The organism is Streptomyces panaciradicis (assembly GCF_023516615.1).
Taxonomy (GTDB): domain Bacteria; phylum Actinomycetota; class Actinomycetes; order Streptomycetales; family Streptomycetaceae; genus Streptomyces; species Streptomyces panaciradicis.
Genome location: NZ_JAMGBF010000022.1, coordinates 1 through 25,031, shown reverse-complemented (window position 1 = coordinate 25,031; position 25,031 = coordinate 1). Strand labels below are relative to the sequence as shown.

General features: G+C 70.7%; 25 protein-coding genes. 13 read left to right on the top strand and 12 right to left on the bottom strand.

Annotation, left to right across the window (positions count from 1 at the left end; translation table 11 throughout):
• Positions 1-47: 47 nt before the first annotated feature.
• Complete coding sequence (locus tag M8J74_RS09685) at positions 48-1,019, bottom strand: pirin family protein (RefSeq protein ID WP_058924227.1); 972 nt, start codon at positions 1,017-1,019, stop codon at positions 48-50.
• Between the two features lie 114 nt (positions 1,020-1,133).
• Positions 1,134-1,601 (bottom strand): SseB family protein, encoded by a 468-nt coding sequence (locus tag M8J74_RS09680; RefSeq protein ID WP_058924228.1) that lies wholly within the window; start codon positions 1,599-1,601, stop codon positions 1,134-1,136.
• 172 nt (positions 1,602-1,773) lie between these two features.
• Here M8J74_RS09680 and M8J74_RS09675 point away from each other — a divergent pair, with 172 nt between their 5' ends.
• The 3 genes from M8J74_RS09675 (at position 1,774) to M8J74_RS09665 (ending at position 5,335) form a co-directional block, all read left to right on the top strand.
• Positions 1,774-3,600, top strand: coding sequence for an acyl-CoA dehydrogenase (locus M8J74_RS09675; RefSeq protein WP_249835978.1), 1,827 nt, complete (start codon positions 1,774-1,776; stop codon positions 3,598-3,600).
• A gap of 83 nt (positions 3,601-3,683) precedes the next feature.
• Complete coding sequence (locus M8J74_RS09670) at positions 3,684-4,982, top strand: M18 family aminopeptidase (protein WP_249835977.1); 1,299 nt, start codon at positions 3,684-3,686, stop codon at positions 4,980-4,982.
• A gap of 101 nt (positions 4,983-5,083) precedes the next feature.
• Positions 5,084-5,335, top strand: a complete 252-nt coding sequence (locus M8J74_RS09665; RefSeq protein ID WP_058924231.1) for a DUF6458 family protein — start codon at positions 5,084-5,086, stop codon at positions 5,333-5,335.
• Between the two features lie 62 nt (positions 5,336-5,397).
• Here M8J74_RS09665 and M8J74_RS09660 read toward each other — a convergent pair whose 3' ends face one another.
• The gene (locus M8J74_RS09660; protein ID WP_249835976.1) at positions 5,398-6,258 is read right to left on the bottom strand and encodes a calcium-binding protein; all 861 of its coding nucleotides are present in this window, start codon (positions 6,256-6,258) and stop codon (positions 5,398-5,400) included.
• Positions 6,259-6,502: 244 nt separating this feature from the next.
• On the opposite strand from M8J74_RS09660, the gene M8J74_RS09655 reads away from it, so the two are divergent.
• Positions 6,503-6,994 carry an LURP-one-related/scramblase family protein gene (locus M8J74_RS09655; RefSeq protein ID WP_249835975.1) on the top strand — a complete coding sequence of 164 codons (492 nt, stop codon included), beginning with the start codon at positions 6,503-6,505 and terminating at the stop codon, positions 6,992-6,994.
• A 16-nt stretch (positions 6,995-7,010) separates the two neighbouring features.
• On the opposite strand, the gene M8J74_RS09650 is transcribed toward M8J74_RS09655, so the two are convergent.
• Positions 7,011-7,808, bottom strand: a complete 798-nt coding sequence (locus M8J74_RS09650; protein ID WP_249835974.1) for a carbon-nitrogen family hydrolase — start codon at positions 7,806-7,808, stop codon at positions 7,011-7,013.
• A gap of 218 nt (positions 7,809-8,026) precedes the next feature.
• On the opposite strand from M8J74_RS09650, the gene M8J74_RS09645 reads away from it, so the two are divergent.
• Complete coding sequence (locus tag M8J74_RS09645) at positions 8,027-8,851, top strand: maleylpyruvate isomerase family mycothiol-dependent enzyme (protein ID WP_058924235.1); 825 nt, start codon at positions 8,027-8,029, stop codon at positions 8,849-8,851.
• Between the two features lie 83 nt (positions 8,852-8,934).
• On the opposite strand, the gene M8J74_RS09640 is transcribed toward M8J74_RS09645, so the two are convergent.
• Both M8J74_RS09640 and M8J74_RS09635 read right to left on the bottom strand, forming a co-directional pair.
• Positions 8,935-10,248, bottom strand: coding sequence for an MFS transporter (locus M8J74_RS09640; protein ID WP_249835973.1), 1,314 nt, complete (start codon positions 10,246-10,248; stop codon positions 8,935-8,937).
• A complete protein-coding gene (locus tag M8J74_RS09635) occupies positions 10,245-10,907 on the bottom strand; it encodes a GntR family transcriptional regulator (protein WP_249835972.1) in 663 nt (220 codons plus the stop codon). The genes M8J74_RS09640 and M8J74_RS09635 overlap by 4 nt, the downstream gene beginning before the upstream one ends.
• 205 nt (positions 10,908-11,112) lie before the next feature.
• Between M8J74_RS09635 and M8J74_RS09630 the strand changes: the two genes are divergently transcribed.
• From M8J74_RS09630 to M8J74_RS09620, 3 genes are read left to right on the top strand one after another with little or no spacing between them, the layout of a single operon-like run.
• Positions 11,113-12,015 carry a D-alanyl-D-alanine carboxypeptidase family protein gene (locus M8J74_RS09630; protein ID WP_249835971.1) on the top strand — a complete coding sequence of 301 codons (903 nt, stop codon included), beginning with the start codon at positions 11,113-11,115 and terminating at the stop codon, positions 12,013-12,015.
• A 42-nt stretch (positions 12,016-12,057) separates the two neighbouring features.
• Positions 12,058-12,669 (top strand): class I SAM-dependent methyltransferase, encoded by a 612-nt coding sequence (locus M8J74_RS09625; RefSeq protein WP_249835970.1) that lies wholly within the window; start codon positions 12,058-12,060, stop codon positions 12,667-12,669.
• Between the two features lie 23 nt (positions 12,670-12,692).
• On the top strand, positions 12,693-13,652 hold the full coding sequence (locus M8J74_RS09620) for a BRO-N domain-containing protein (RefSeq protein WP_249835969.1): 960 nt from the start codon (positions 12,693-12,695) through the stop codon (positions 13,650-13,652).
• A gap of 90 nt (positions 13,653-13,742) precedes the next feature.
• Here M8J74_RS09620 and M8J74_RS09615 read toward each other — a convergent pair whose 3' ends face one another.
• From M8J74_RS09615 to pdhA, 3 genes are read right to left on the bottom strand one after another with little or no spacing between them, the layout of a single operon-like run.
• Positions 13,743-15,149: a dihydrolipoamide acetyltransferase family protein gene (locus tag M8J74_RS09615; protein ID WP_249835968.1), complete on the bottom strand. Its 1,407-nt coding sequence runs from the start codon at positions 15,147-15,149 to the stop codon at positions 13,743-13,745.
• A 10-nt stretch (positions 15,150-15,159) separates the two neighbouring features.
• On the bottom strand, positions 15,160-16,140 hold the full coding sequence (locus M8J74_RS09610; RefSeq protein WP_142153727.1) for an alpha-ketoacid dehydrogenase subunit beta: 981 nt from the start codon (positions 16,138-16,140) through the stop codon (positions 15,160-15,162).
• A gap of 1 nt (position 16,141) precedes the next feature.
• Positions 16,142-17,320 (bottom strand): pyruvate dehydrogenase (acetyl-transferring) E1 component subunit alpha, encoded by a 1,179-nt coding sequence (pdhA, locus tag M8J74_RS09605; RefSeq protein WP_249835967.1) that lies wholly within the window; start codon positions 17,318-17,320, stop codon positions 16,142-16,144.
• Between the two features lie 376 nt (positions 17,321-17,696).
• On the opposite strand from pdhA, the gene M8J74_RS09600 reads away from it, so the two are divergent.
• The 3 genes from M8J74_RS09600 to M8J74_RS09590 all read left to right on the top strand — a co-directional run bounded on the left by M8J74_RS09600 (position 17,697) and on the right by M8J74_RS09590 (position 19,943).
• Positions 17,697-18,356 carry a response regulator gene (locus M8J74_RS09600; RefSeq protein ID WP_249835966.1) on the top strand — a complete coding sequence of 220 codons (660 nt, stop codon included), beginning with the start codon at positions 17,697-17,699 and terminating at the stop codon, positions 18,354-18,356.
• Positions 18,357-18,420: 64 nt separating this feature from the next.
• Positions 18,421-18,843: a pyridoxamine 5'-phosphate oxidase family protein gene (locus tag M8J74_RS09595; protein ID WP_249835965.1), complete on the top strand. Its 423-nt coding sequence runs from the start codon at positions 18,421-18,423 to the stop codon at positions 18,841-18,843.
• 92 nt (positions 18,844-18,935) lie between these two features.
• Positions 18,936-19,943: a phosphotransferase gene (locus M8J74_RS09590; RefSeq protein ID WP_249836102.1), complete on the top strand. Its 1,008-nt coding sequence runs from the start codon at positions 18,936-18,938 to the stop codon at positions 19,941-19,943.
• A gap of 7 nt (positions 19,944-19,950) precedes the next feature.
• Here M8J74_RS09590 and M8J74_RS09585 read toward each other — a convergent pair whose 3' ends face one another.
• On the bottom strand, positions 19,951-21,519 hold the full coding sequence (locus tag M8J74_RS09585; protein WP_249835964.1) for a protein kinase domain-containing protein: 1,569 nt from the start codon (positions 21,517-21,519) through the stop codon (positions 19,951-19,953).
• Between the two features lie 337 nt (positions 21,520-21,856).
• On the opposite strand from M8J74_RS09585, the gene M8J74_RS09580 reads away from it, so the two are divergent.
• Positions 21,857-23,488, top strand: a complete 1,632-nt coding sequence (locus M8J74_RS09580; RefSeq protein ID WP_249835963.1) for a protein kinase domain-containing protein — start codon at positions 21,857-21,859, stop codon at positions 23,486-23,488.
• A gap of 78 nt (positions 23,489-23,566) precedes the next feature.
• On the opposite strand, the gene M8J74_RS09575 is transcribed toward M8J74_RS09580, so the two are convergent.
• Both M8J74_RS09575 and M8J74_RS09570 read right to left on the bottom strand, forming a co-directional pair.
• On the bottom strand, positions 23,567-24,109 hold the full coding sequence (locus M8J74_RS09575) for a bacterial proteasome activator family protein (RefSeq protein ID WP_058924247.1): 543 nt from the start codon (positions 24,107-24,109) through the stop codon (positions 23,567-23,569).
• A gap of 66 nt (positions 24,110-24,175) precedes the next feature.
• Positions 24,176-24,748: a PadR family transcriptional regulator gene (locus M8J74_RS09570; RefSeq protein WP_249835962.1), complete on the bottom strand. Its 573-nt coding sequence runs from the start codon at positions 24,746-24,748 to the stop codon at positions 24,176-24,178.
• Positions 24,749-24,827: 79 nt separating this feature from the next.
• Here M8J74_RS09570 and M8J74_RS09565 point away from each other — a divergent pair.
• Positions 24,828-25,031 (top strand): hypothetical protein (locus M8J74_RS09565; protein WP_372500142.1); only part of this gene is annotated, 204 nt, incomplete at its 3' end.

Below are 25,031 nucleotides of genomic sequence, written 5' to 3'. Positions count from 1 at the left end.
TCCGCCTCCTCGGTGGCCTGCGTACCCGCCTTGCGGGCCGTGCCGTCCTACAGGCCGCCCTCGGTCATCCCGTGCACGGCCGGGATGGTGCCCAGCCGCCCCTTCTGGAAGTCCTCGAAGGCCTGCTGCAGTTCCTCGCGGGTGTTCATGACGAACGGGCCGTAGTGGGCCATGGGCTCACGGATCGGCTGTCCGCCCAGCAGCACGACCTCCAGGTCCGGGGTGTGGCTGTCCTGCTTCTCGTCCGCGCGGACGGTGAGCGAGGAACCGGCGCCGAAGACCGCCGTCTGGCCGAGGTGGACGGGACGCCGCTCGGTGCCGACCGTGCCCCGCCCGGCCAGGACGTACGCCAGGCCGTTGAAGTCCTCCCGCCACGGCAGGGTGAGCTCCGCGCCCGGCGCGAGCGTCGCGTGGATCATCGTGATCGGGGTGTGGGTGATGCCGGGGCCCTGGTGGCCGTCCAGCTCACCGGCGATGACCCGCAGCAGCGCGCCGCCGTCGGGGGTGGTGAGCAGCTGGACGTTGCCGCCGCGGATGTCCTGGTAGCGCGGCGCCATCATCTTGTCCCTGGCCGGGAGGTTCACCCACAGCTGCAGGCCGTGGAAGAGACCGCCGGACATCACCAGCGACTCCGGCGGGGCCTCGATGTGGAGCAGGCCGGAGCCGGCCGTCATCCACTGGGTGTCGCCGTTGGTGATGGTGCCGCCGCCACCCTGGGAGTCCTGGTGGTCGAAGATCCCGTCGATGATGTAGGTGACGGTCTCGAAGCCGCGGTGCGGGTGCCAGGGGGTGCCCTTGGGCTCGCCCGGCGCGTACTCCACCTCGCCCATCTGGTCCATCATGATGAACGGGTCGAGGTGCTTGTAGTTGATCCCGGCGAACGCCCGGCGCACCGGGAAGCCCTCGCCCTCGAAACCGCTCGGCGCGGTCGTGACGGCGAGCACGGGACGCGCCACGGCGTCGGCCGGCGCGGCGACGCGGGGCAGGGTCAGCGGGTTCTCGACGGTCACTGCAGGCATGTCGGTACCTCCTTGTGCGGCCAGTTTAGTTGAGCATTGAACTTTCTGCTACCCCACAACAGAAGAAGCCCGGAGGGCATTCCCTCCGGGCTCCACCCGCGCGCGGCAATGGCGTCAGCCATACATGCGTCTCATCGCGAACTCCACCATCTGCTCCACCGCCTTCGCGTCGAACACCATCCGGTGCTCGCCCTCCATGTCCAGGACGAAGCCGTAGCCGGTCGGCAGGAGGTCGATCACCTCGGCGCCCGTGATCACGAAGTACTTGGACTCCTTGCCGGCGTACCGGCGCAGCTCCTTGAGGGAGGTGAACATCGGGATCACCGGCTGCTGGGTGTTGTGCAGGGCGAGGAAGCCGGGGTTGTCGCCGCGCGGGCAGTACACCTTGGACGTGGCGAAGACCTGCTGGAAGTCCTCCGCCGACATCTGGCCGGTGGTGAAGGCGCGCACCGCGTCCGCCAGGGAGGGCGGGGACGGCTCGGGGTACAGCGGCGGCTGCTGGCCGTACCCGCCCGGCATCTGCTGCTGCGGCGGGACGCCGTACTGCTGCTGGGCCCCAACGTTCTGGTCGTAGCCGTACATGCCCCACAGACTACTGACCCCGCACGAGGGCTCGGTCACAGATGTCCGGAACGGGGTTGCTTCTTATTACCGACGGGTAGCATCATCGGAGCTACTTGTTGGTACGTGAACTAGAAGCAGGCGCGAGGATCCACGTCAGTGCCTCGCCGATCTCTCTTACGGAGCTGTCGCCATGGGGCACTACAAGTCGAATCTCCGCGACATCGAGTTCAACCTGTTCGAAGTCCTCGGACGGGACCAGGTGTACGGCTCCGGCCCGTTCGCGGAGATGGACGCGGAGACCGCCAAGAGCATCCTCGAGGAGCTGACCCGGCTCGCGGAGAACGAGCTGGCGGAGTCCTTCGCGGACGCCGACCGCAACCCCCCGGTCTTCGACCCCGAGACGAACACCGCGCCCGTCCCGGCCTCCTTCAAGAAGAGCTACAACGCCTTCATGGAGTCGGAGTACTGGCGCCTGGGCCTGCCCGAGGAGATCGGCGGCACCACCTCGCCGCGCTCCCTGATCTGGGCCTACGCGGAGCTGCTGCTCGGCTCGAACCCGGCCGTGTGGATGTACGCCTCCGGCCCGGCGTTCGCCGGCATCCTCTTCGACGAGGGCAACGACGTGCAGAAGCACATCGCGAAGATCGCCGTGGACAAGCGGTGGGGCTCCACGATGGTGCTCACCGAGCCCGACGCCGGTTCGGACGTCGGCGCCGGCCGCACCAAGGCCGTGCAGCAGGAGGACGGCTCCTGGCACATCGAGGGCGTGAAGCGCTTCATCACCTCCGGTGAGCACGACATGGAGGAGAACATCCTCCACTACGTCCTCGCCCGCCCCGAGGGCGCCGGCCCCGGCACCAAGGGCCTGTCCCTCTTCCTCGTCCCGAAGTACCTCTTCGACTTCGAGACCGGCGAGCTGGGCGAGCGCAACGGCGTCTACGCCACGAACGTCGAGCACAAGATGGGCCTGAAGGCCTCCAACACCTGCGAGATGACGTTCGGCGACCGGCACCCCGCCAAGGGCTGGCTGATCGGCGACAAGCACGACGGCATCCGCCAGATGTTCCGGATCATCGAGTTCGCCCGCATGATGGTCGGCACGAAGGCCATCTCCACGCTGTCGACGGGCTACCTGAACGCGCTGGAGTACGCCAAGGAGCGCGTCCAGGGTCCGGACCTGGCGAACTTCATGGACAAGACCGCGCCCAAGGTCACCGTCACCCACCACCCCGACGTGCGCCGCTCGCTGATGACGCAGAAGGCGTACGCGGAGGGCATGCGCGCGCTCGTGATGTACACCGCCTCGATCCAGGACGCCATCCAGATCAAGGAGGCGAACGGCGAGGACGCCAAGACCGAGCACGCGCTCAACGACCTGCTCCTGCCGATCGTCAAGGGCTACGGCTCGGAGAAGGGCTACGAGCAGCTCGCCCAGTCGCTGCAGACCTTCGGCGGCTCCGGCTTCCTGCAGGAGTACCCGATCGAGCAGTACATCCGCGACGCCAAGATCGACACCCTGTACGAGGGCACGACCGCGATCCAGGGCCAGGACTTCTTCTTCCGGAAGATCGTCCGCAACCAGGGCGCCGCGCTGAACTCCCTCGCCGAGGACATCAAGAAGTTCCTCGCCCTCGGCACCGGCGGCGAGGAGCTGGCGGGCGCCCGCGAGCACCTGGCGAAGGCGGCCGTCGAGCTGGAGGCGATCGTCGGCCTGATGCTGACCGACCTCGCGGCCACCGAGCAGGACACCAAGAACATCTACAAGGTGGGCCTGAACACCACCCGCCTGCTCATGGCCTCCGGTGACGTGGTCGTCGGCTACCTGCTCCTCAAGGGCGCCGCCGTCGCCGCCGAGAGGCTCTCCTCCGCCTCCGCCAAGGACAAGGCCTTCTACCAGGGCAAGATCGCGGCGGCGAAGTTCTTCGCCGCCAACGTCCTGCCGGGCGTCACCGGCGCGCGCAAGCTCGCCGAGAACGTCGACCTGGACCTGATGGAGCTGGACGAGGCCGCCTTCTAGTCACCCCCACCCCCCACAAGGGCCCGCTCCCCGTACTCCGGTACGCGCGGAGCGGGCCTTGTCACGTCGTTAAGGTGAACCCCATGAGCGAATCCCCCCGCTTCGACCGCGGCCACACCGACGACCTCATGTCCTTCCTGACGGCGAGCCCCTCGCCGTACCACGCCGTGGCGAGCGCCGCCGAACGGCTGGAGAAGGCGGGTTTCCGGCAGGTCGCGGAGACGGACGCCTGGGACGGGACGACCGGCGGCAAGTACGTGGTGCGCGGCGGCGCGATCGTCGCCTGGTACGTCCCCGAAGGCGCGGCGCCCCACACGCCGTTCCGTATCGTCGGCGCCCACACCGACTCCCCCAACCTGCGGGTCAAGCCGCTGCCGGACACCGGGGCGCACGGCTGGCGCCAGGTGGCCGTGGAGATCTACGGCGGCCCCCTGCTCAACTCCTGGCTCGACCGCGACCTGGGCCTGGCCGGCCGGCTCACCCTGCGGGACGGCTCGACCCGCCTGGTGAACGTCGACCGCCCGCTGCTGCGGGTGCCCCAGCTCGCCATCCACCTGGACCGTTCGGTCTCGGCGGAGGGCCTCAAGCTCGACAAGCAGCGTCATCTGCAGCCCGTGTGGGGGCTCGGCCGAGACGTGCGCGACGGGGACCTGATCGCCTTCCTGGAGGAGGAGTCCGGACTCGGCGCCGGCGAGGTCACCGGCTGGGACCTGATGACGCACTCCGTGGAGCCGCCCGCCTACCTGGGCCGCGACCAGGAGCTGCTCGCCGGGCCCCGCATGGACAACCTGCTGTCCGTGCACGCGGGCGTCGCCGCGCTTGCCGCCGTGTCCGCCCAGGGCGCCGAACTCCCCTTCGTGCCCGTGCTGGCCGCCTTCGACCACGAGGAGAACGGCTCGCAGTCGGACACCGGCGCGGACGGGCCGCTGCTCGGGAACGTGCTGGAGCGCTCGGTGTTCGCGCGCGGCGGCTCCTTCGAGGACCGGGCGAGAGCCTTCGCCGGCACGGTCTGCCTGTCGTCCGACACCGGCCACGCCGTGCACCCCAACTACGCGGAGCGGCACGACCCGACGCACCACCCGCGGGTCAACGGGGGCCCCATCCTCAAGGTCAACGTCAACAACCGCTACGCCACGGACGGTTCGGGCCGCGCGGTGTTCGCCGCGGCCTGCGAGAAGGCGGGCGTGCCGTTCCAGTCGTTCGTCTCCAACAACTCCATGCCGTGCGGCACCACCATCGGCCCGATCACCGCGGCCCGGCACGGCATCCGGACCGTCGACATCGGCGTCGCGATCCTGTCGATGCACAGCGTGCGCGAACTGTGCGGCGCGGACGACCCGTTCCTGCTGGCCAACGCGCTCGTGGCGTTCCTGGAGGGATAGACCCGACGTGAACGACGGCCTCCGCATGGTCAGGGCGTGTCCGGGTACACGGAGTTGACCGGAAGTCCGGAACCACCGGACCGGACAGGGAGGCGACACTCATGGGCCTCGGCGGATGCATCATCCTCATCGCCGCGGGAGCCATCCTCACTTTCGCGACCGACTGGCACATGCAGGGGGTGAACCTCGACCTGGTCGGCATCATCCTCATGATCGTCGGTCTGATCGGCGTGAGCACCTTCAGCAGCATCGCCCGGCGGCGCCGAGTGGTGGTACCGCCCACGACGCCGGTCATCGACGAGGAGCGCGCCACGCACCGGCGCGACGGCTACAGCGACGGCTACGGCGTCTGACGAACGACCGTCACGGCGTCTGACAGGGGTCCGGTCGGCCGGGGCAGCCGACCGGACCCCGCTCAGCCCTGCCGGATGACGTCCCTGCCCGGGCCGCCGGAGAGGGCGTCGTTGCCGGGGCCGCCGTACAGCCGGTCGTTGCCGCTGTTGCCGTACAGCTTGTCGTTGCCGCTGTTTCCGTACAGGGCGTCGTTGCCCTTGCCGCCGTAGAGGCTGTCGGCGTCGGTTCCGCCGGTGACGGTGTCGTTGCCGTCGTCGCCGGAGAGGTACTGGGCGCCGTTCCCGCCGTGCAGCACGTCGTCACCGCGGCCGCCCTGCACGATGTTGTCGCCGCCGCTCGCGGTGATCGTGTCCTTGCCGTCCCCGCCCCAGGCCAGGCCCTCCGCTCCCACGGTGATCGTGTCGTTGCCGGTGCCGCCGGAGACGTACGCCCCGTCGAGGCGGCCGGAGTCGGTCGCGCGGTCGTTGCCGGCGCCCAGCGTGACCTCGGCGTAGGTGTAGATCTGGTCGGTGCCGTTGGCGTACCTGAGCGTGTCGTTGCCGTCGCCGAGGTCCACGATCACGCCCGGGTAGGGGTCCTGGCTGTCCACGAAGGTGACGGTGCAGGAGACCTTGGTGAGGTCCGAGGCGGCGGGGTGGACGCAGTCGTGGCCCGCGGCGATCGGGACGACGTCGTCGATCAGGTACGTGATGCCCGTCCTGTCGGCGGTGAGCGACGCGGTGACGGCGGCCTTGTTCGCCTGGCCGGCGGCGGCCCGGTAGGTGAGCTGCCAGTCGTACTGGTTGACCGAGGCGCCGGCCGACGCGGCCGCGGCGCCGGCGGTGCCGGGGAGGGCCAGCGGGACGGCCAGGGCCGTGCCGAGGACGAGGGCCGCCGCCGGGACGGTGCGGGTCACCCGGCGGCGGACGGGACGAGAGAGCATGTCGGGACCTCCGTGAGGAAAGTGCGGCGCTGTGCGCCCTGCCTCTGGTCCGACTCGGAGATCCTGCCTTTGGTTGGACAACTGCCGCGCATGCGAGCGAAGTTCATCTGCCGGACACTCCCCGTCCCGGTCGGGTACGGGGCCCGGTCAGGTGCCGGCGCGGCCGCGTGCGGCGCCGAGGGGGCGTCAGCCCGTCGGCCTACCGCCGGCGTTCCGGGCCCGCGGCCGGGGAAGGGGTGAGGACATGAGATTCCAGGTACGCGACCGGCTCCTCGGCTTCGGCGAGGACTACTGGATCGAGGACGAGCGCGGCGACAAGGCGTTCCTCGTCGACGGCAAGGCCATGCGCCTGCGGGACACCTTCGAGCTGAAGGACACCCGGGGGCGGGTCCTGATCGACATCCACCAGAAGATGTTGGCCATCCGCGACACGATGGTGATCGAACGGGACGGTCAGGCCCTGGCCACCATCAAGCGCAAGCGCCTGTCCCTGCTGCGCAACCACTACCGGGTGTCCCTGGCCGACGGCTCCGAACTCGACGTCAGCGGCAAGATCCTCGACCGCGAGTTCGCCGTCGAGTACGACGGTGAGCTGCTCGCGGTCGTCTCCCGGCGCTGGCTGCACGTCCGGGAGACCTACGGCGTCGACATCGTCCGCGACGACGCCGATCCGGCGCTGCTGATCGCGGTGGCGGTGTGCGTGATCCACCTGGCGGAGAAGGAACGGGACGACTGACGGCCGAAGGGCCGGGTCAGGCCCGGCGCGGGGGCGCCAGGCCCAGCACGCGGTCCTTCAGGGCCGGGAACAGCTCCCGGGTCGTGGCGACCTTCGCGGGGTCGAAGTCCACGGTGAGGACCTCCTCGCCGGCTCCGGCCTCGGCCAGCACCTCGCCCCAGGGGTCCACCACGATCGAGTGACCCGCCTGCGGAACTCCCGCGTGGGTCCCGGCCGTCCCGCAGGCGAGCACGAACGCCTGGTTCTCCACCGCCCGCGCCCGGGCCAGCAGCGTCCAGTGCGCCCGGCGGCGCTCCGGCCAGCCCGCCGGGATCACCAGGGTCTCGGCGCCGGCGTCGACGAGGGCACGGAACAGCTCGGGGAAACGGAGGTCGTAGCAGGTGGCGACGCCGAGCGTCGTCCCGGGCAGCCGGACCGTCACCGGTTCGCGCCCCGCGCCCATCAGCACGGCCTCGCCCTTGTCGAAGCCGAACCGGTGGATCTTGCGGTAGGCGGCGGCCAGGTCCCCGGACGGCGAGAAGACCAGCGAGGTGTTGTAGAGCGGCCCCTCGGGGTCCCGTTCGGGGATCGAGCCGGCGTGCAGCCACACGCCCGCGTCGCTCGCCGCCTTGGCCATGGCCTCACAAGTGGGCCCCTCCAGCGGCTCGGCCTCGGTGCCGAACTCCTCGTAGGCGAAGGCGCCCGTGGTCCACAGCTCCGGCAGCACGACCAGGTCGGCCCCGGCCTGTTCCCGCACCAGGGACGCCACACGCCTGCGACGTACTTCGACCGATTCGCCCTCTTCTACGGCGATCTGGATGAGAGAGGCGCGCACACTACCACCGTCCTGGCATTCGAGCCGCTGATACGGGCCTACGATCGTCACACGAAAGCACTGCCGGGGTGCCTCACAGCAGCGTAACTTGGGGGTCCCCCCGGTTCGAGCGCAGCCGAGAACGGGGGGAGTCTCAAGACCGCGCCGAGTGCAGCCACCTCCCACTGGCAAAGCCGCCACCAACCGCCCGTGTACCGACCGCCGAGGGGTCCCGTTCCGTGAGTCTGCATCCCACCCTCCAGCCCTACGCCGACGCCTGGACCCATTCCATCGAAGCGATATCCGAGCTGGTGGGGCCACTTGTGGAGGGAGAGTGGAACCGGCGGACGCCGTGCCCCGGCTGGTCGGTCCGCGACATCGTCTCCCATGTCATGGGACTGGACTGCGAGATGCTCGGCGACCCCCGGCCCATCCACACGCTGCCGCGCGACCTGTTCCACGTCACCAACGACCACCAGCGCTACATGGAGATGCAGGTCGACGTGCGCCGCCACCACACGGCGCCGGAGATGACCTCCGAGCTGGAGTACGTGATCATCCGCCGCAACCGCCAGCTGCGCAACGAGTCCCGGGACCCGGGGACCAAGGTGCGCGGTCCGCTCGGCACCGAGCTGACGCTGGAGGAGTCCATGCGGTCCCACGCGTTCAACGTGTGGGTGCACGAGCAGGACCTGCGCGCGGCCCTCGGCCGGCCGGGCAACCTGGACTCCCCCGGCGCGCACATCGCGCGGGACTGGCTCCTCGGCGAGCTGCCCGCGGTCGTGGCCGAACGGGCGGACGCGCCGCGCAGTTCGGCGATCGTCTTCGACGTGCACGGTCCCATCGAGTTCCTGCGCACCATCCGGGTCGACATCCAGGGCCGCGGCACCCTGGAGACGGCCCCCGCGCTCGGGCCCGCCGCCTCGCTCACCCTGGACTGGGAGACGTATGTGCGCCTGGCCTGCGGCCGGGTGACGGCGGACGCGGTGGCGGACCGGGTGAAGACGGAGGGCGACCCCCAGCTGACGGCGGCGATCCTGCGGAACTTCGCGGTGACGCGGTAGGACGGCGCGCGGGGCCCGGCTCCACCGGCACGGGCGCTCCCCGGGCCGGTGGGGGCAGGACCCCGCGGGTGGACCGTTGCGGGTCAGGCGGGCACGTGCACCGTCTCCACGCGGCTGGCCACCAGCCGCTCCCGCTCCCGCCGGGCCACCCGCCCGCGCAGCCGCAGGATCTGACCGACCCCCAGCGCCTGGAGCACGAACACCGCGGAGAAGGCGACGGTGTAGTCGTCGCCGGTCGCGTCCAGCAGGACGCCGATCAGGAACAGCGTGGTCATCGAGGCCACGAAACCGCCCATGTTGGTGATGCCGGAGGCCGTGCCCTGCCGCTCGGGCGGGTTGGCCGGGCGGGCGAAGTCGAAGCCGATCATCGACGCCGGACCGCAGGCCCCCAGCACCGTGCACAGCGCGACCAGCAGCCACATCGGGGCGTGCTCGCCGGGCCAGGCCAGCGTCACCGCCCACATCAGCGCCGTGGCGCCGACCGTGCCGAGCGCCAGCGGCAGCCGGGCCGTGTGGTGCCGGGCGACGACCTGGCCGTAGACGAGCCCGATCAGCATGTTCGACAGCACGACCAGGGTGAGCAGTTCGCCCGCCGTGGCCCGGGACAGGCCCTGCGCCTGGACCAGGAACGGCAGGCCCCACAGCAGCAGGAACACCATCGCCGGGAACTGGGTGGTGAAGTGCACCCACAGGCCGAGGCGGGTGCCCGGCTCCCGCCAGGAGGCGGCGATCTGACGGCGGACGTAGGCCGCTCCCTGGTGCGGGACCGGCTCCGGCTCGTGGCCCTCGGGGTGGTCCTTCAGGAACAGCAGCATCAGCACGAGGACGACGACGCCGGCGAGGGCGCTGCCCGCGAAGGCCGCGGTCCAGCCCACGCCGTGCAGCAGCCGGGCGATGACCAGGGTCGAGACGAGGTTGCCCGCCATGCCGACCAGGCCCGCGAGCTGGGCGACCAACGGGCCGCGCCGGGCCGGGAACCAGCGGGTGCCCAGCCGCAGCACGCTGATGAACGTCATCGCGTCGCCGCAGCCGAGCAGGGCGCGGGAGGCGAGGGCGGTGCCGTAGGAGGGGGAGAAGGCGAAGCCGAGCTGGCCCGCGGTGAACAGCACGACCCCGATGGTCAGCACCTTCTTGGTGCCGAGCCGGTCCACCAGCAGGCCGACCGGTATCTGCATGCCCGCGTAGACAAGCAGCTGCAGGATCGAGAAGGTCGACAGCGCGGAGGCGTTCACATGGAAGCGGTCGGCGGCGTCGAGGCCGGCCACGCCCAGCGACGTACGGAAGATGACGGCGACGAAGTACACGGAGACGCCGACCGCCCAGACGGCCATCGCGCGCCGGCCGCCCGGCGGATCACCCGGGAGGGTGATCGTGGCGGACGAGGAGGAGCGGCTCATCGGACCTCACCCCGGGCGAGGTGCGAGAACCAGCCGACGTGCCGGTGGACCACGGCGACCGCGGCCTCGGGGTCCCCCGACCGCAGGGCCTGGAGGATCTCCTCGTGCTCGGTGAGGCTCTTGGCGATCCGGTCCGGGTGGGAGTACATGATCGCCACGCCCATGCGCAACTGGCGGTCGCGGAGCTGGTCGTAGAGGCGGGAGAGGATCTCGTTGCCGCCGCTGCGGACGATCTCGGCGTGGAAGCAGCGGTCGGTGACGGCGGCCCCCGCCAGGTCGCCGGCGGCGGCCTGCTCCTTCTGCCGGGCCAGCAGCCCCTCCAGCCGTTCGATCAGCCCGGCGGGCGCCGGTACGGCCTTGCGGGCCGCGTGCTCCTCGACCAGCAGCCGGGTCTCGACCACGTCCGCGATCTCCTGGGCGGAGACGGGCAGGACCAGCGCGCCCTTCTTCGGGTAGAGCCTGATCAGCCCCTCCACCTCCAGGCGCAGCAGCGCCTCGCGCACCGGGGTGCGCGAGACCCCCACGGCCTCGGCGAGTTCGCCCTCGGTCAGCAGGGTCCCGCCCTCGTAACGGCGCTCCAGCACGCCCTGCTTGACGTGGGCGTACACGCGGTCGGCGGCGGGTGGTCGCTTGGTGGTCAGAGTCCCCGGGCTGGTCATGCGAACAGCATAGATACAACACGTACGCATGAGGATCTCCGTCCATTATGCGGACCCGTCTGTACCAAGGTCGTCACAGAAGGCAAAGCCGACTCAGCAAGCGCACAACCATCTGTGCTAATTACGTGTCACACATGTGCGGCCCCGCTCCCCCCTCCAACTCGGCCGCATTTCATGGGCATTCGACGTAATCGGGGTATTTGAGTTGAAAACCGCCATCAAGGGCTTCCGCGTCCGCAGAGCCGCAGCCGTCGCCGTCACGGCCGGCGCAGTGCTCGCCACCGGAGCTCTCACCGCGGCACCGGCGCAGGCTGTCACGACGCCCACCATCACCGCCAAGGGCGGTTACCTGATGAACAGCGCCACCGGCAAGACCCTCTTCACCAAGTCCGCCGACACGAAGCGGCTCACGGCCTCCACGACGAAGATCATGACCGCCAAGGTCGTGCTCTCGCAGTCGAACCTGAACCTGGACACCAAGGTCACGATCAAGAAGGCCGTCAGCGACTACATGGTCGCCAAGGGCTACCCCTCCTCGGCCCACCTGATCGTCGGTGACAAGGTCACCGTCCGTCAGCTGCTGTACGGGATGATGCTGCCGTCCGGCTGCGACGCCGCGTTCGCCCTGGCCGACAAGTTCGGTTCGGGCACGACGTCCTCGGCCCGCACCAAGAACTTCATCGGCAAGATGAACACGATGGCCAAGAGCCTCGGCATGACGAACACGCACTTCGACTCGTTCGACGGCCTGAGCAACGGCAACAACTACTCGACGCCGCGGGACCTGACGAAGGTCGCCCGCAGCGTGATGAAGAGCACCACGTTCAAGACCGTCGTGAAGACCAAGTCGTACACGGCGAAGACGATCACGAGCTCCGGGTCCACCCGGACGATGGGCGCGTGGACGAACACCAACACGCTGCTCGGCTGGAACGGCACGCTCGGCATCAAGACCGGCTCGGGCCCCGACGCCCACTACTGCCTGGTCTTCGCCGCCACGCTGAACGGCGAGTCGGTCATCGGCGCCGTCATGACCGCCCCCAACGCGACCGACCGCACGTCGGACGTGAAGAAGCTCATCAACTACGGCTACGCCAAGATCAGCTGACCCTTCGCTGTGACCGCGACGGCGACGGTGCGGGACCCCGAAGTGAGCGAGCCTTCCTATCTCGCCGCCGTCCGGGAGTCCTACGACACCGTCGCCGACGCGTATGCCGAGCAGGTACCGCGGCCTGCGGACCTGGATCCGCTGTCCCGCGCCGTGCTCGGCATGTTCGCCGAGACGGTGCGGGAGGCCGGCCTCGGACCGCTCGCCGACCTCGGCTGCGGCCCCGGCCACGTGACGGCCCATCTGGCCGCCCTGGCCGGCATCCTGGTCCACTACTCCACCCACCACACCCCGCCGCGGGAACTCCCCGTCCTCTACGCCGAGTTCCACCGCACCCTCGCCCCCGGCGGCCTGCTGATGCTGTCGGGCCACGCGGGCGACAACGAACGCACCCGCCCCACCCACGCCTACGGCGGACACCCGGTCTCGTACGAGTCCCACCTGCTCCCCGCCGAACGCCTCACGGAGCTACTGCAACGCGCCGGCCTGACGGTCACCGCCCGGATCGAACAGGACCCGGGAAAGGCCAGCGGGCGCACATACGTGACGCTGCTGGCACGAAAACCCGCGACTGTTCAAGCCGGACAGGCGAACTTCGCTCGCATAAGTGAACATCATTGCGCCGACTGGCATATTCGAATTCCTCCGCCCTAGGTTCCGCAGCGGAGGTGGTTCACATGATCGAACCCAGCAAGCACCAGCCCAGTCCTCGGGCGCAGCAGGACGCCATCGACGTCAGTGACTTCGTCTACGCGGCCACCGGAGCCCGCGTCCGGAGGCTGACGATGCCGGACGGGACGCACTGGTTCCCGGCAGTGGACGTCTGCAAGGAACTCGGCCACACCAACGCTCGGAAGGCTCTGGCCGACCATGTCCCCGAAGCACACCGAGAGATTCTCGAGACCGTAACTGGAGGTTACGGTCTCAGCGTTCCCGCAGGTAGGGAGTGGCGGCGAGACCTGAATCTCATCGATCTGCAGGGGCTGATCCTTCTCGTCAGCGCCTGCACCAAGCCAGAGTGTGCGCCCTTCAAGCAGTGGGTCGCCGAAGTGATCGAGACCGTGCAGCGAGAGGGTTCGTACAGTCTCGAGGAAGCCGAGGTGCAGCCGTCCGACCCGGGCGCGCCGACCGCGTACGTGATGCCCGAGCAGGTCGTGGAGGCCATCGTCCGGCTCGAGGCACACAATCTCCAGCTGGACGAACGGCTCGCCGATGTGCAACAGCAATCCCTCGCCCTGCAGCAGGAGATGGCGGAGATGCAGCGGCAGAACCTCGTCGCCCAGCAGGCCATCGCCCAGGCGATCGAGCGCATCGCCGACCGGCTCGACGTCCTGACGCTCGACCGTCCGGCGCCCACGCCGAGCCTCTCGGCACACCCGACCACGGAATCCGTCCTGGCCGACTGGCGGCAGCGGCTGTCCGTGACGTCGGACGTCTGGGCGGTGGCCGTGGTCATCGCACCGGTACTCGTGGAACAGGGCGAACTGCGGCAGCCGCTCGAGTCGATCGCGGCCCGGACCGGGCTCACGGTTCAGCGGGTCAACGAGTGCCTGCGTCTGCTGCGCAAGCACGCGTGCATCCATCCCCGGGGTGCGAGTGAGGACGGTGCGCCGGTGTACGTGCTCGACCGGCCCTGAGCCGGGGGGCAGCACAGACAGATGAAGGGGCGGCCGCAACTGTAACTTGCGGCCGTCCCTTCATCGTTCACCGTATAGCGGGGCGGTGTGTCACGCCCAGGTGATCAGTCGCTTCGGCTGTTCCAGGACCGCCGCCACGTCGGCCAGGACCTTGGAGCCGAGCTCGCCGTCGACCAGGCGGTGGTCGAAGGACAGGGCCAGGGTGGTGACCTGACGCGGCTTCACCTTGCCCTTGTGCACCCACGGCTGGAGCTTGATCGCGCCGACCGCGAGGATCGCGGACTCACCGGGGTTGAGCAGCGGGGTTCCCGTGTCGACGCCGAAGACGCCGACGTTGGTGATGGTCACCGTGCCGCCCTGCATCGCGGCGGGCGAGGTCTTGCCCTCGCGCGCCGTCGACACCAGTTCACCCAGGGACTGCGCCAGCTGCGGCAGCGTCTTGGCGTGGGCGTCCTTGACGTTCGGCACGATCAGCCCACGGGGGGTGGCCGCCGCGATACCCAGGTTGACGTAGTGCTTGACCACGATCTCCTGGGCCGCCTCGTCCCAGGACGCGTTGATGTCCGGGTTGCGCTTGACCGCGACCAGCAGGGCCTTGGCGATCAGCAGCAGGGGGTTCACGCGCAGGCCCGCGAACTCCTTGTCCTGCTTGAGCTCCTCGACCAGCTTCATGGTGCGCGTGACGTCCACCGTCACGAACTCCGTGACGTGCGGCGCCGTGAACGCCGAACCGACCATCGCCTGGGCCGTCGCCTTGCGCACGCCCTTGATCGGCACCCGGGTCTCCCGGGCCGTGTCGTACGAGGCGGCCGGCGCGGGCGCCGCCGCGGCCGGCGTCTCCACCGGGGCGGGCGCGGCCGCGGGAGCCGGCGGTGCCACCGCGGCGTGCACGTCGTCGCGCGTGATGATGCCGTCCGGGCCGGACGGGATCACCGTGGCGAGGTCCACGCCCAGGTCCTTGGCCAGCTTGCGCACCGGCGGCTTGGCCAGCGGGCGCGGCCGCTCGTCCGGCACCGCCGGCGCGACGGGGGCCGGGCCGTGGCCGTTCAGCTCGGTCTGGATCGCCGTGGACGCCTGGGCGACCGCGACCTCCGGGCCCTTGCGCGGGCGGCGCTTGGTGGAGGAGGTGGCGACGCCGTAGCCGACGAGGACCGGCTGGCGGCCCTCGGGCTTCTTCTCCTCCTCGGCGACGGGCTCGGCGCTCTGGGCCGGAGCCGCCTGCGCGGGCGCGGCACCGCCGGACACGTCGACCGTGATGATCGCCGTGCCCACGTCGACCGTGGTGCCCTCGGGGAAGCGCAGCTCCCTGACCACCCCGTCGTAGGGGATGGGCAGTTCGACGGCCGCCTTGGCGGTCTCGACCTCGCACACCACCTGCCCGTCGGTGACCGTGTCACCGACCTGGACGTACCACTTGAGGATCTCGGCCTCGGTGAGCCCCTCGCCCACGTCCGGCATCTTGAACTCGCGCACGGATGCTTCCGTCATCGTCGTCACGACCCTCTCCTCAGTACGCCAGGGCGCGGTCGACGGCGTCGAGTACCCGGTCCAGGCCCGGCAGGTACTCCTCTTCCAGACGGGCCGGCGGGTACGGGGCGTGATAGCCGCCCACCCGCAGCACCGGGGCCTCCAGGTGGTAGAAGCAGCGCTCGGTGATCCGGGCGGCGATCTCCGCGCCCGAGCCGAAGAACACCGGCGCCTCGTGCACGACCACCAGCCGGCGGGTCTTCTCCACCGACGCCTGGATGGCGTCGAAGTCCAGCGGCGAGACCGAGCGCAGGTCCAGCACCTCCAGGGACTTGCCCTCCTCGGCGGCCGCGTCGGCGACCTCCTGGCAGAGCTTCACCATGGGGCCGTAGGCCACCAGCGTGAGGTCCGTGCCCGCACGGACGACCTGCGCCCTGTGCAGCGGGCCGGGGATCGCCTCGGGGTTGACCTCGGCCTTGTCCCAGTAGCGCCGCTTGGGCTCGAAGAAGATCACCGGGTCGTCGCTCTGGATGGCCTGCTGCATCATCCAGTACGCGTCGGAGGCGTTCGAGGGCGAGACCACCTTCAGGCCCGCCACGTGCGCGAACAGCGACTCGGGGGACTCGGAGTGGTGCTCGACCGCGCCGATGCCGCCGCCGTAGGGGATGCGGATGACGACCGGGAGCTTGACCTTGCCCAGCGAGCGCGCGTGCATCTTCGCGAGCTGGGTGACGATCTGGTCGTAGGCGGGAAAGACGAAGCCGTCGAACTGGATCTCCACGACCGGGCGGTAGCCGCGCAGGGCGAGGCCGATCGCGGTGCCGACGATGCCGGACTCGGCCAGCGGAGTGTCGATCACCCGGCTCTCGCCGAAGTCCTTCTGCAGCCCGTCCGTCACGCGGAAGACGCCGCCGAGCTTGCCGACGTCCTCACCCATGACGAGGACCTTGGGGTCGGACTCCAGGGCGCGGCGCAGCGACTCGTTGATCGCCTTGGCCAGAGCCATCTTCTCGGCTGCCATGTCAGGCCCCCTCTCCGTCGGCGAACGACGCCTGGTAGGCGGCGAACTGGGCTCGTTCCTCGTCGACGAGCGCGTGCCCGTCCGCGTACACGTTCTCGAAGATGGCGAAGTGGTCCGGGTCGGGCATGGCACGGACCGCCTCGCGCACTCGCTTGCCCAACGCCTCGGACTCCTCCTCCAGTTCCGTGAAGAATCCCTCGTCCGTGTGGTTCGAGGCCTCCAGGTACCGGCGCAGGCGCAGGATCGGGTCCTTCGCCTCCCAGGACAGACGCTCCTCGTCGCCCCGGTAGCGGGTGGGGTCGTCGGAGGTGGTGTGGGCGCCCATGCGGTAGGTGTAGGCCTCCACCAGCGTCGGCCCCTCACCGCTGCGGGCCCGCTCCAGCGCCCACTTGGTGACGGCCAGGACGGCCAGGACGTCGTTGCCGTCGACGCGCACGCCCGGGAAGCCGTAGCCCTGCGCGCGCTGGTAGAGCGGGACGCGGGTCTGCTTCTCGGTCGGCTCGGAGATCGCCCACTGGTTGTTCTGGCAGAAGAACACCACCGGGGCGTTGTAGACCGCGGAGAAGGTGAAGGACTCCGCGACGTCGCCCTGGCTGGAGGCGCCGTCGCCGAAGTAGGCGATCACCGCGCTGTCCGCGCCGTCCTTGGCGACGCCCATGGCGTAGCCGGTGGCGTGCAGCGTCTGGGAGCCGATGACGATCGTGTAGAGCTGGAAGTTGTTGCTGTTGGGATCCCAGCCGCCGTTGTTGACGCCGCGGAACATGCCGAGCAGGTTGGCCGGGTCGACCCCGCGGCACCAGGCGACGCCGTGCTCGCGGTAGGTCGGGAAGACGTAGTCGTCCTCGCGGGTGGCGCGGCCGGAGCCGATCTGGGCGGCCTCCTGGCCGAGCAGCGAGGCCCACAGCCCGAGCTCGCCCTGGCGCTGCAGCGAGGTGGCCTCGGCGTCGAAGCGGCGGGTGAGCACCATGTCGCGGTACAGCCCGCGCAGCTCATCGGGGGTGATGCCGGCGACGTACTTGTCGTACTCGGCGTTCTTGACGCGCTCGCCCTCGGGCGTCAGCAGCTGTACCAGCTCGGGCTCGGCGCCCGGCGCGGTGCTCGCGGTCGTTCGCTTGCCGGCCGTGCTCTTGGTCCCGGCGCTGCGTCGCGGCTTGCGCGCGGCAGTGCTCTCCACGGTCACGTGTGCTCCTCCGTCGGTCCGGCCACCCGGGTTCGCCGGGTGCCTGGGGTCCCCCCAGCTCCGTTCAGGAGCCCGGGGGAGCGGCTCACCTGAAGCCCAGGGACGCACAGGGTGGGTGCGCCCGGTCGGGTACAGGCGTGACAGGTGCCCCGGCGAGCGCCCTGCAAAAGGCACGTTACCCAGTGCTCCACATTTCTGTGAAACCCCTCCTGACCTGGGATTTTGCTTGGATTTCCAAGTAAATCGCAGAAGGCGGGAACAAGTCCTGGTCACAGCCTTGCAGGGGGCCGGAACAACGGCACGTTATCCCGGTGACCCAGGTCACGGGAAGAGCCGACTTCGAGCGGGTCGTCCGCCCCTGTGTGAGACTGCCAACGTGCGCGAAGAGGGAAAAATCCGGGTATTCCTGGTCGACGACCACGAAGTGGTCCGGCGTGGCGTCCACGAGCTGCTGTCGGTGGAGGGCGACCTCGAGGTCGTCGGCGAGGCCGGTACGGCGGCCGACGCGCTGGCGCGTCTGCCGGCCGCCCGGCCTGACGTCGCGGTGCTCGACGTACGGCTCCCGGACGGCAGCGGCGTCGAGGTGTGCCGGGAGATCCGCTCCCGCGACGAGAACGTCAAGTGCCTCATGCTGACGTCGTTCGCCGACGACGAGGCCCTGTTCGACGCGATCATGGCGGGCGCCGCCGGCTACGTCCTGAAGGCGATCCGCGGCGCCGAGCTGCTGTCCGCCGTACGGGACGTGGCGGCCGGCAGGTCCCTGCTGGACCCGGTCGCCACCACGCGCGTGCTGCAGCGGCTGCGCGACGGAGGCGGCGCGCGGCCGGACGACGCGCTGGCGCACCTCACCGGCCAGGAGCGCAGAATCCTCGACCTCGTCGGCGAGGGGCTCACCAACCGCCAGATCGGCGAGCACATGGGGCTGGCCGAGAAGACGGTCAAGAACTACGTGTCGAGCCTGCTGTCCAAACTCGGTATGCAGCGGCGCTCCCAGGCCGCGGTCTTCGTGGCCCGTATGCAGGCGGAGAAGAACTGAGTGTCACCACGGACCGGGACCAACGCCTCTGTTGCCGCCCGCTTCCCTCACGCACAGTGAGTACATGCCCTCCGACGAACGACTCGCCGTCGCGCTGCTCGCCCGCGCCGACCACGGCCGCGTCGCCACCAGCATGCGCGCCCTGCCCTTCCTGGCCTTCGCCCGGCACATCGTGGCCGACGGCCGGCTGCTGCTGCGGCTGCCCGGGAACTGCGGCTACCACCGGGCGTGCGCCGGCGGCGTCGTCGCGTACGGCTCGGACAACCTCGGCTCGGCCGCACCGGGCGAGGGCGTGTGGTCGGCGCAGGTCGTCGGCCGGTGCGCGGCGTACGAGCCCACCGCCGAGGAACTGCGGCGGTTCGGGCCCGCACCGAGCACCGTCGACGGCGAGCCGTACGAGCCCGTCTTCCTGAGCGTGGAGCCGCAGTTCGGGACCGTGCACACCACCGACGGTGCCCTGGATCGCCACTTCGAGCACATCCCGTGACCGATTGCGACTGCCTGTGACAATGCCCAGCTCACGGGCCCGGCTCGTGCCCTAGCATCTGGCGCGTGCCGCGCTCCCATGTACCACCCCTCGTGCCTCACGCGCCCCCGCTGGGCGCCCTGCTGCGCCAGTACGCCGCCGGCAGCGCCGTCGCCTGCGAGCCCGTCGACCAGGGCCTGCTGAACCGCGGCTACCGCCTGTGCACGACCCGCGGCCGCTACTTCCTCAAGCACCACTTCGACCCCGAAACCGCCGACCCGGCCGCCATTGCCCGCCAGCACCGGGCCACCGAGCGCCTGGCCGGCCTCGGCGTCCCGGTCGCGCCCCCGCTGCCCGGCCGGGACGGGCGCACGGTCGCCGTGATCGGCGGGCACGCCTACGCCCTGCACCCGTGGATCGACGGCCGGCACCGGCACGGCGGCCAGCTCACCACCGGCCAGTGCGAGCGGCTGGGGTCGCTCCTGGGGGTCGTGCACGCGAGCCTGGAGCGGGTGATGCCGGCGCCCGCCCGGGCGGGCGAGAAGGCGGCGGCCGACAGCGCCGATCCCGCGGACACCTTCACCCTCATCGACGACCTGCTCGGCCGGGTCCGGCGCCACCGCCCCGCGGACACCTTCGACGAACTGGCCCGCCACCGGCTGCTGGAGCGGCGCGCGCTGCTGGAGCAGCACGCCGACCGGCGTCCCCCGCGCGGCGGCTCGGTGGGCTGGGTGCACGGCGACTTCCACCCCTTCAACCTGCTCTACAAGGGTGACGCCCCCGCCGCGATCGTGGACTGGGACCGGCTGGGCCTGCGCCCGCGCGCCGAGGAGGCGGTACGGGCCGCCGCGATCTTCTTCGTGCGGCCCGTCGGCGCGCTCGACCTGCCGAAGGTGCGGGCGTACGCGCGCGCGTACCGGCGCACCGCCGGGGCCACGCCCTCCCAGCTCGCGGCGGCCGTGCACCGCGTGTGGTGGGAGCGGCTGAACGACTTCTGGATGCTGCGCTGGCACTACGAACGCGGCGACACCCGCGCCGACCCCCAGTTCCCGGCGGCTTCGGCGCTCGCCGTGTGGTGGACGCGGGAGTACGACGCGGTGTGCGAGGCGTTCGCGGGGTGACCCCCGGTCAGAGACCGCCCCCGAGGCCGGAGGTGCCGCCGTTGTCGGTGCCGGCCGTCGGACCCGTCGGCGTGTCGGACGGCGCCGGAGGTGCGCTCGACGTCGGCGCGGAGGGCGTCGGGTCGCTCGTCGTCGGCTCGTTCGTCGGCTCGTCGCTCTTGGTGGCGGACGGCGTGGACGACGGGGTGTAGGACGGCGTGTAGTCGCCCGACCCGTTGCCCGAGGTGCCGTTGTCCGTGGACGTGTCCGTGGGCTGGTCGGTCGAGTCGTCGCTCGGCGTCTCGGAGGCCGTGTCGTCCTTGGTGGACTGCGAGGTGGTCGGCGACTTCGTGGGCTTCGCGCCGCCCGAGCCGCCGGTGTTCTGCAGGGCCAGCGCGACGCCCGCGGCGATCGCGATCACCGCGAGGACGGCCAGGATCCACAGCTTGCCGCGCCCGCTGCCCCGGTTGCCGTGCCCCTCGAAGCCGCCGTCGTCCCCGCCGCCGTAGCCCTGGGGCAGGATCTGCTGCGGGATCTGCGTGGTGCCCGCGCCGGAGTCGGCGGGGTGGGGCATCACGGTCGTACCGGCGAAGCCCGCGGCCGGGGTGTGGCGGCCCTCGTGCATGCCCACCGGGCCGGTGTTCCAGGTGCCGGTGTGCCCGCCCTGGTCGTAGAGCATCTGCAGGCCGTACTGGACCAGCCCGCGCATCTCCTCCGCGGTCTGGAAGCGGTCGTCGGGCTCCTTGGCGAGGGAGCGCATGACCAGGCCGTCCAGCTCCGGCGGGCAGCCGCCGTTGGAGACCTGCGACGGCGGCACCGGGATGTCCTGGACGTGCTGGTAGACCACCGACAGCGGCGTCTCGCCGACGAACGGGGGCCGCAGCGCGAGGAGTTCATAGAGCAGGCAGCCGGTCGCGTACAGGTCGGAGCGGTGGTCGACGGCCTTGCCGAGCGCCTGCTCCGGGGAGAGGTACTGCGGGGTGCCCATGACCATGCCGGTCTGCGTCATCGTCGTCGAGGCGCCGTGCAGGGCGCGGGCGATGCCGAAGTCCATCACCTTGACGGCGCCGTTGTTGGTGATGATGACGTTCGCCGGCTTGATGTCGCGGTGCACGATGCCGTGCTGGTGCGAGTAGGCCAGCGCCTCCAGGACACCGGAGACGATGATCAGCGCCTGCTCGGGGCCCGGAGCCTCGGCGTTGAGCAGCAGGTCGCGGATGGTGCGGCCCTCGACGATCTCCATGACGATGTAGGGGACGCTCTGCCCGCCCACGTAGTCCTCGCCGGAGTCGTACACGGCGACGATGGAGTGGTGGTTGAGACCGGCGACCGACTGCGCCTCACGCGTGAAGCGGGCCTTGGAGACCGGATCCTCGGCGAGGTCGGCGCGCAGCAGCTTCACCGCGACGGTGCGTCCCAGACGCACGTCCTCGGCGGCGAACACCTCCGCCATGCCGCCCCGCCCGAGTCTGCGGGTCAGCCGATATCGGCCGTCGCCGACCAGCCCGCCGTTGCCCCACATCTCCGGCGCATCTGACATACCGCCGCCAGTCGCCTCGGGGTCGGACGGGCCCTGAGCGCGCTGCTGCTGCTCCATCAGTCCTCGCCGTCGTTTCTGCCCGCGGTGCGCGCGGTGTTGTTACGGTCTCCGTCGGCCACGCTACAGCCTCGACGCAAGCCGCCGGTCCGAGAAGGGGACCGGAACCGGCACGAGACGGACCGGCCATCAAACCGTCACCCGATGCCTGCGTGCAAATCCTGTGTACCGGCCGTACAGCCTCTGTAACGCTCGCGCGACGCTTCTTTCGCGTACGGTCACGGATCGGGCACCGCGCTTGACGTGTCAGTGCCCTGGGGCAGACTTGGCCGGGAATGAGCCATTCGATCAACAACGAGCGGGCCGGCGCCGGAAGGCCGATGGGGGACACGGACACATGAGCCAGGACGGCGCACAGGACCGGTACGCGGGTCAGTCGCTCGCCGGCGGCCGCTATCAGCTGCGCGACTTGCTCGGCCAGGGCGGCATGGCCTCCGTGCATCTCGCCTACGACTCGGTGCTCGACCGGCAGGTCGCGATCAAGACCCTGCACACCGAGCTGGGCCGCGAACAGGCCTTCCGCGAGCGCTTCCGCCGTGAGGCGCAGGCGGTGGCCAAGCTCACGCACACCAACATCGTCTCCGTCTTCGACACCGGCGAGGACACCGTCTCCGACGCCACCACGCCGTACATCGTCATGGAGTACGTCGAGGGCCGCCCGCTCGGCTCCGTGCTCGACGAGGACGTACGGCAGCACGGCGCGATGCCCGCCGACAAGGCGCTCAAGGTCACCGCGGACGTGCTGGCCGCGCTGGAGATCAGCCACGAGATGGGCCTGGTCCACCGGGACATCAAGCCGGGCAACGTGATGGTGACCAAGCGCGGCGTGGTCAAGGTGATGGACTTCGGCATCGCCCGCGCCATGCAGTCCGGCGTCACCTCCATGACGCAGACCGGCATGGTCGTCGGCACCCCGCAGTACCTCTCGCCCGAGCAGGCCCTCGGCCGCGGCGTCGACGCCCGCTCCGACCTTTACTCGGTCGGCATCATGCTCTTCCAACTGGTCACCGGGCGGCTGCCGTTCGACGCGGACTCGCCGCTCGCCATCGCCTACGCGCACGTGCAGGAGGAGCCGGTCGCGCCCTCCTCGATCAACCGCTCCCTGCCGCCCGCGGTGGACGCGCTGATCGCCCGCGCGCTGAAGAAGAACCCGAACGAACGCTTCCCGAACGCCGTCGCCATGCGCGACGAGTGCCTGCGCGTGGCCGCCTCCTTCCAGGCCGCCCCGCCGAGCATCGTCACCGGCACGCCGAGCGCGAGCGGCGCCGGTGTCGGGGCCGCGGTGTTCCCGCCGGTCAGCCAGGCGACCCCGCCGCCCGGCCCGGTCCAGACGCCGTACCAGCCGACGCCGGTCCCGAACCCGTACGGCACGCCCGCGCCGACCCCGTCCTACGGCTATCCGCAGCAGGGCGGCTACCAGACCCCGGCGCCCTACGCCCAGCACCCGCAGACCCCGCCGCCGTACAACCTGACGCCCCAGCCGACGACGAACGTCCCCGTGTCGGGCGACCGGGGCAACAAGCCGGTGATCGTCATCTCGATCATCGTCGGGATCGTCGCCGTCACCGGTCTTCTGGCGGCCCTGCTGCTCAACAGCGGCGGGGGCAACCACGGCAACACGGGCGGCAGCGGCGGTTCCAGCGCCGAACCGACCACGTCGACCACGCACGCGGCGGACTACCGCGGACCGGACAAGACCAAGGTGATCGACAAGACGGAGTGCACGGACCCGCAGGAGTCGTACACCGACGAGAACAAGATCCAGATCCCGGACTTCCGGTTCAAGTACGTCGACTCGGTGAAGGCCTGCCTGGACGCGGCGGGCTGGTCGTACAAGATCGAGAACTACGACGAGAACACCTTCGGCGAGGGCGCGGTCATCGACCAGGACCCGGCGGCCGACTCGGACGTCGACCCGGACAACATGCCGACGATCACGCTCCAGGTCTCGACCGGCAACCCCTCCTGACCCCGTACGGACGAGGGGCCCGGCAGCCAACCGGCTGCCGGGCCCTGTTCCTTCACGTCCGAACCAGCGCGCGCGTCCCTACAGGTACGGTCCGCCCGAACGGCCTCCCGCGTGGCCGTCCTCGCCCATCTCCTGACCGCCGACGCCCGGCGGGAGGGCGCGGCGCATCTGCTCCAGCTGGGCCCGCGCGGCCATCTGCTGGGCGAACAGCGTGGTCTGGATGCCGTGGAAGAGGCCCTCCAGCCAGCCCACCAACTGGGCCTGCGCGATCCGCAGTTCGGCGTCGCTCGGGGTGCCCTCGTCCTGGAACGGCAGGGACAGCCGCTCCAGCTCCTCGACGAGTTCCGGCGCCAGACCGTCCTCCAACTCCTTGACCGAGCTGCGGTGGATGTCCTTGAGCCGGGCCCGGCTCGCCTCGTCCAGAGGAGCCGCGCGCACCTCCTCCAGGAGCTGCTTGATCATGCTGCCGATCCGCATCACCTTGGCCGGCTGCTCGACCTGCTCCGTCACCGGAATCTCGCGGGAGTCGTCGTCGCCTCCGCCGCCAATCGCCATGCCGTCCTGGCCCACGACCAGGATCTGTGGATTCTCCGGCGACCGTTCGTTCCTCGGCATCTCCATGCCGCCATTCTCTCGCACCCGTGCATCTCATCACCGTGGTGCCCCCCGTGAAGGGTGATCCACCGTTTACGGTGCGCGGGATTCCGTTCGGCCACCGCCCTCCTTGGTGACCGTCAGCCGCAGCAGCCGGGTCTCGCAGTGCTCCAGCCAGCGGATCTCGGCCTCCGTGTGGCAGATCAGCTGCTCCAGCACCAGCAGCCGGGCCACCTCGTCCGTCCGGGCGGGCGCCTGCGACAGCACATGGGCCCGCTGCCGCACGTACTCGTGCAGCGCGTCCGTCACGTGCCGGCGCTGCGCCTCGACGACCTGCCGTACGTCGACGCCGGGCGTCCCCACCGCCATGGCCAGCTTGATCGCCAGCTCGTCGCGCGGCGGACTGGCCCGCTCCACGGGCCGGGCGAACCAGGCCCGCAGCTCGGCCCGCCCGGCCGGTGTGAGCGCGTACAGCACCCGCCCGGCCTCGTCCTCGCCCTCCTGCACGACCATGCCGTCCCGCTCCAGCCGGCCGAGCGTCGTGTAGACCTGCCCGATGTTGAGCGGCCAGGTCGCCCCCGTGCGCTCCTCGAACTCGGTCCGCAGCCGCGAGCCGTAGCGGGGGCCGCGTTCCAGGAGCGCCAGGAGCCCGTGACGTATCGACATACCCGGATTGTGCAGCGAGTTCTGTTTGTTTGGCGGATTCCGGAATGCCGGGCGGACGCCGCGGTGTGACGCTGGTCACGTGACTCGATGGGTGCGTGACGCGGGGGCGACGGGACTGCTGGTGGCGGTGGGGGTGCTGGGTGCGGGCGGGGTGTCGTCCGCCGGTGTTCCGGCGGCCGGGGACGGCGACGGGTTCGGACGTCCCGGGCCGTACGCGGCCGCGGACCCGGGGCGCGCGGGCCCGCGGTGGTCCGGCGGCCGGGAGACGGGCGCGCCGGGGCCC

Coding starts and splice junctions, on each gene's coding strand:
- M8J74_RS09610 (WP_142153727.1), bottom strand. CDS start 16,140: ATGGCAGCCGAGAAGATGGCTCTGGCCAAGGCGATCAACGAGTCGCTG.
- M8J74_RS09580 (WP_249835963.1), top strand. CDS start 21,857: ATGAGCCAGGACGGCGCACAGGACCGGTACGCGGGTCAGTCGCTCGCC.
- M8J74_RS09685 (WP_058924227.1), bottom strand. CDS start 1,019: ATGCCTGCAGTGACCGTCGAGAACCCGCTGACCCTGCCCCGCGTCGCC.
- M8J74_RS09670 (WP_249835977.1), top strand. CDS start 3,684: ATGAGCGAATCCCCCCGCTTCGACCGCGGCCACACCGACGACCTCATG.
- M8J74_RS09680 (WP_058924228.1), bottom strand. CDS start 1,601: ATGTACGGCTACGACCAGAACGTTGGGGCCCAGCAGCAGTACGGCGTC.
- M8J74_RS09570 (WP_249835962.1), bottom strand. CDS start 24,748: ATGTCGATACGTCACGGGCTCCTGGCGCTCCTGGAACGCGGCCCCCGC.
- M8J74_RS09575 (WP_058924247.1), bottom strand. CDS start 24,109: ATGGAGATGCCGAGGAACGAACGGTCGCCGGAGAATCCACAGATCCTG.
- M8J74_RS09585 (WP_249835964.1), bottom strand. CDS start 21,519: ATGGAGCAGCAGCAGCGCGCTCAGGGCCCGTCCGACCCCGAGGCGACT.
- M8J74_RS09635 (WP_249835972.1), bottom strand. CDS start 10,907: ATGACCAGCCCGGGGACTCTGACCACCAAGCGACCACCCGCCGCCGAC.
- M8J74_RS09595 (WP_249835965.1), top strand. CDS start 18,421: ATGCCCTCCGACGAACGACTCGCCGTCGCGCTGCTCGCCCGCGCCGAC.
- M8J74_RS09660 (WP_249835976.1), bottom strand. CDS start 6,258: ATGCTCTCTCGTCCCGTCCGCCGCCGGGTGACCCGCACCGTCCCGGCG.
- M8J74_RS09620 (WP_249835969.1), top strand. CDS start 12,693: ATGATCGAACCCAGCAAGCACCAGCCCAGTCCTCGGGCGCAGCAGGAC.
- M8J74_RS09665 (WP_058924231.1), top strand. CDS start 5,084: ATGGGCCTCGGCGGATGCATCATCCTCATCGCCGCGGGAGCCATCCTC.
- M8J74_RS09640 (WP_249835973.1), bottom strand. CDS start 10,248: ATGAGCCGCTCCTCCTCGTCCGCCACGATCACCCTCCCGGGTGATCCG.
- M8J74_RS09655 (WP_249835975.1), top strand. CDS start 6,503: ATGAGATTCCAGGTACGCGACCGGCTCCTCGGCTTCGGCGAGGACTAC.
- M8J74_RS09675 (WP_249835978.1), top strand. CDS start 1,774: ATGGGGCACTACAAGTCGAATCTCCGCGACATCGAGTTCAACCTGTTC.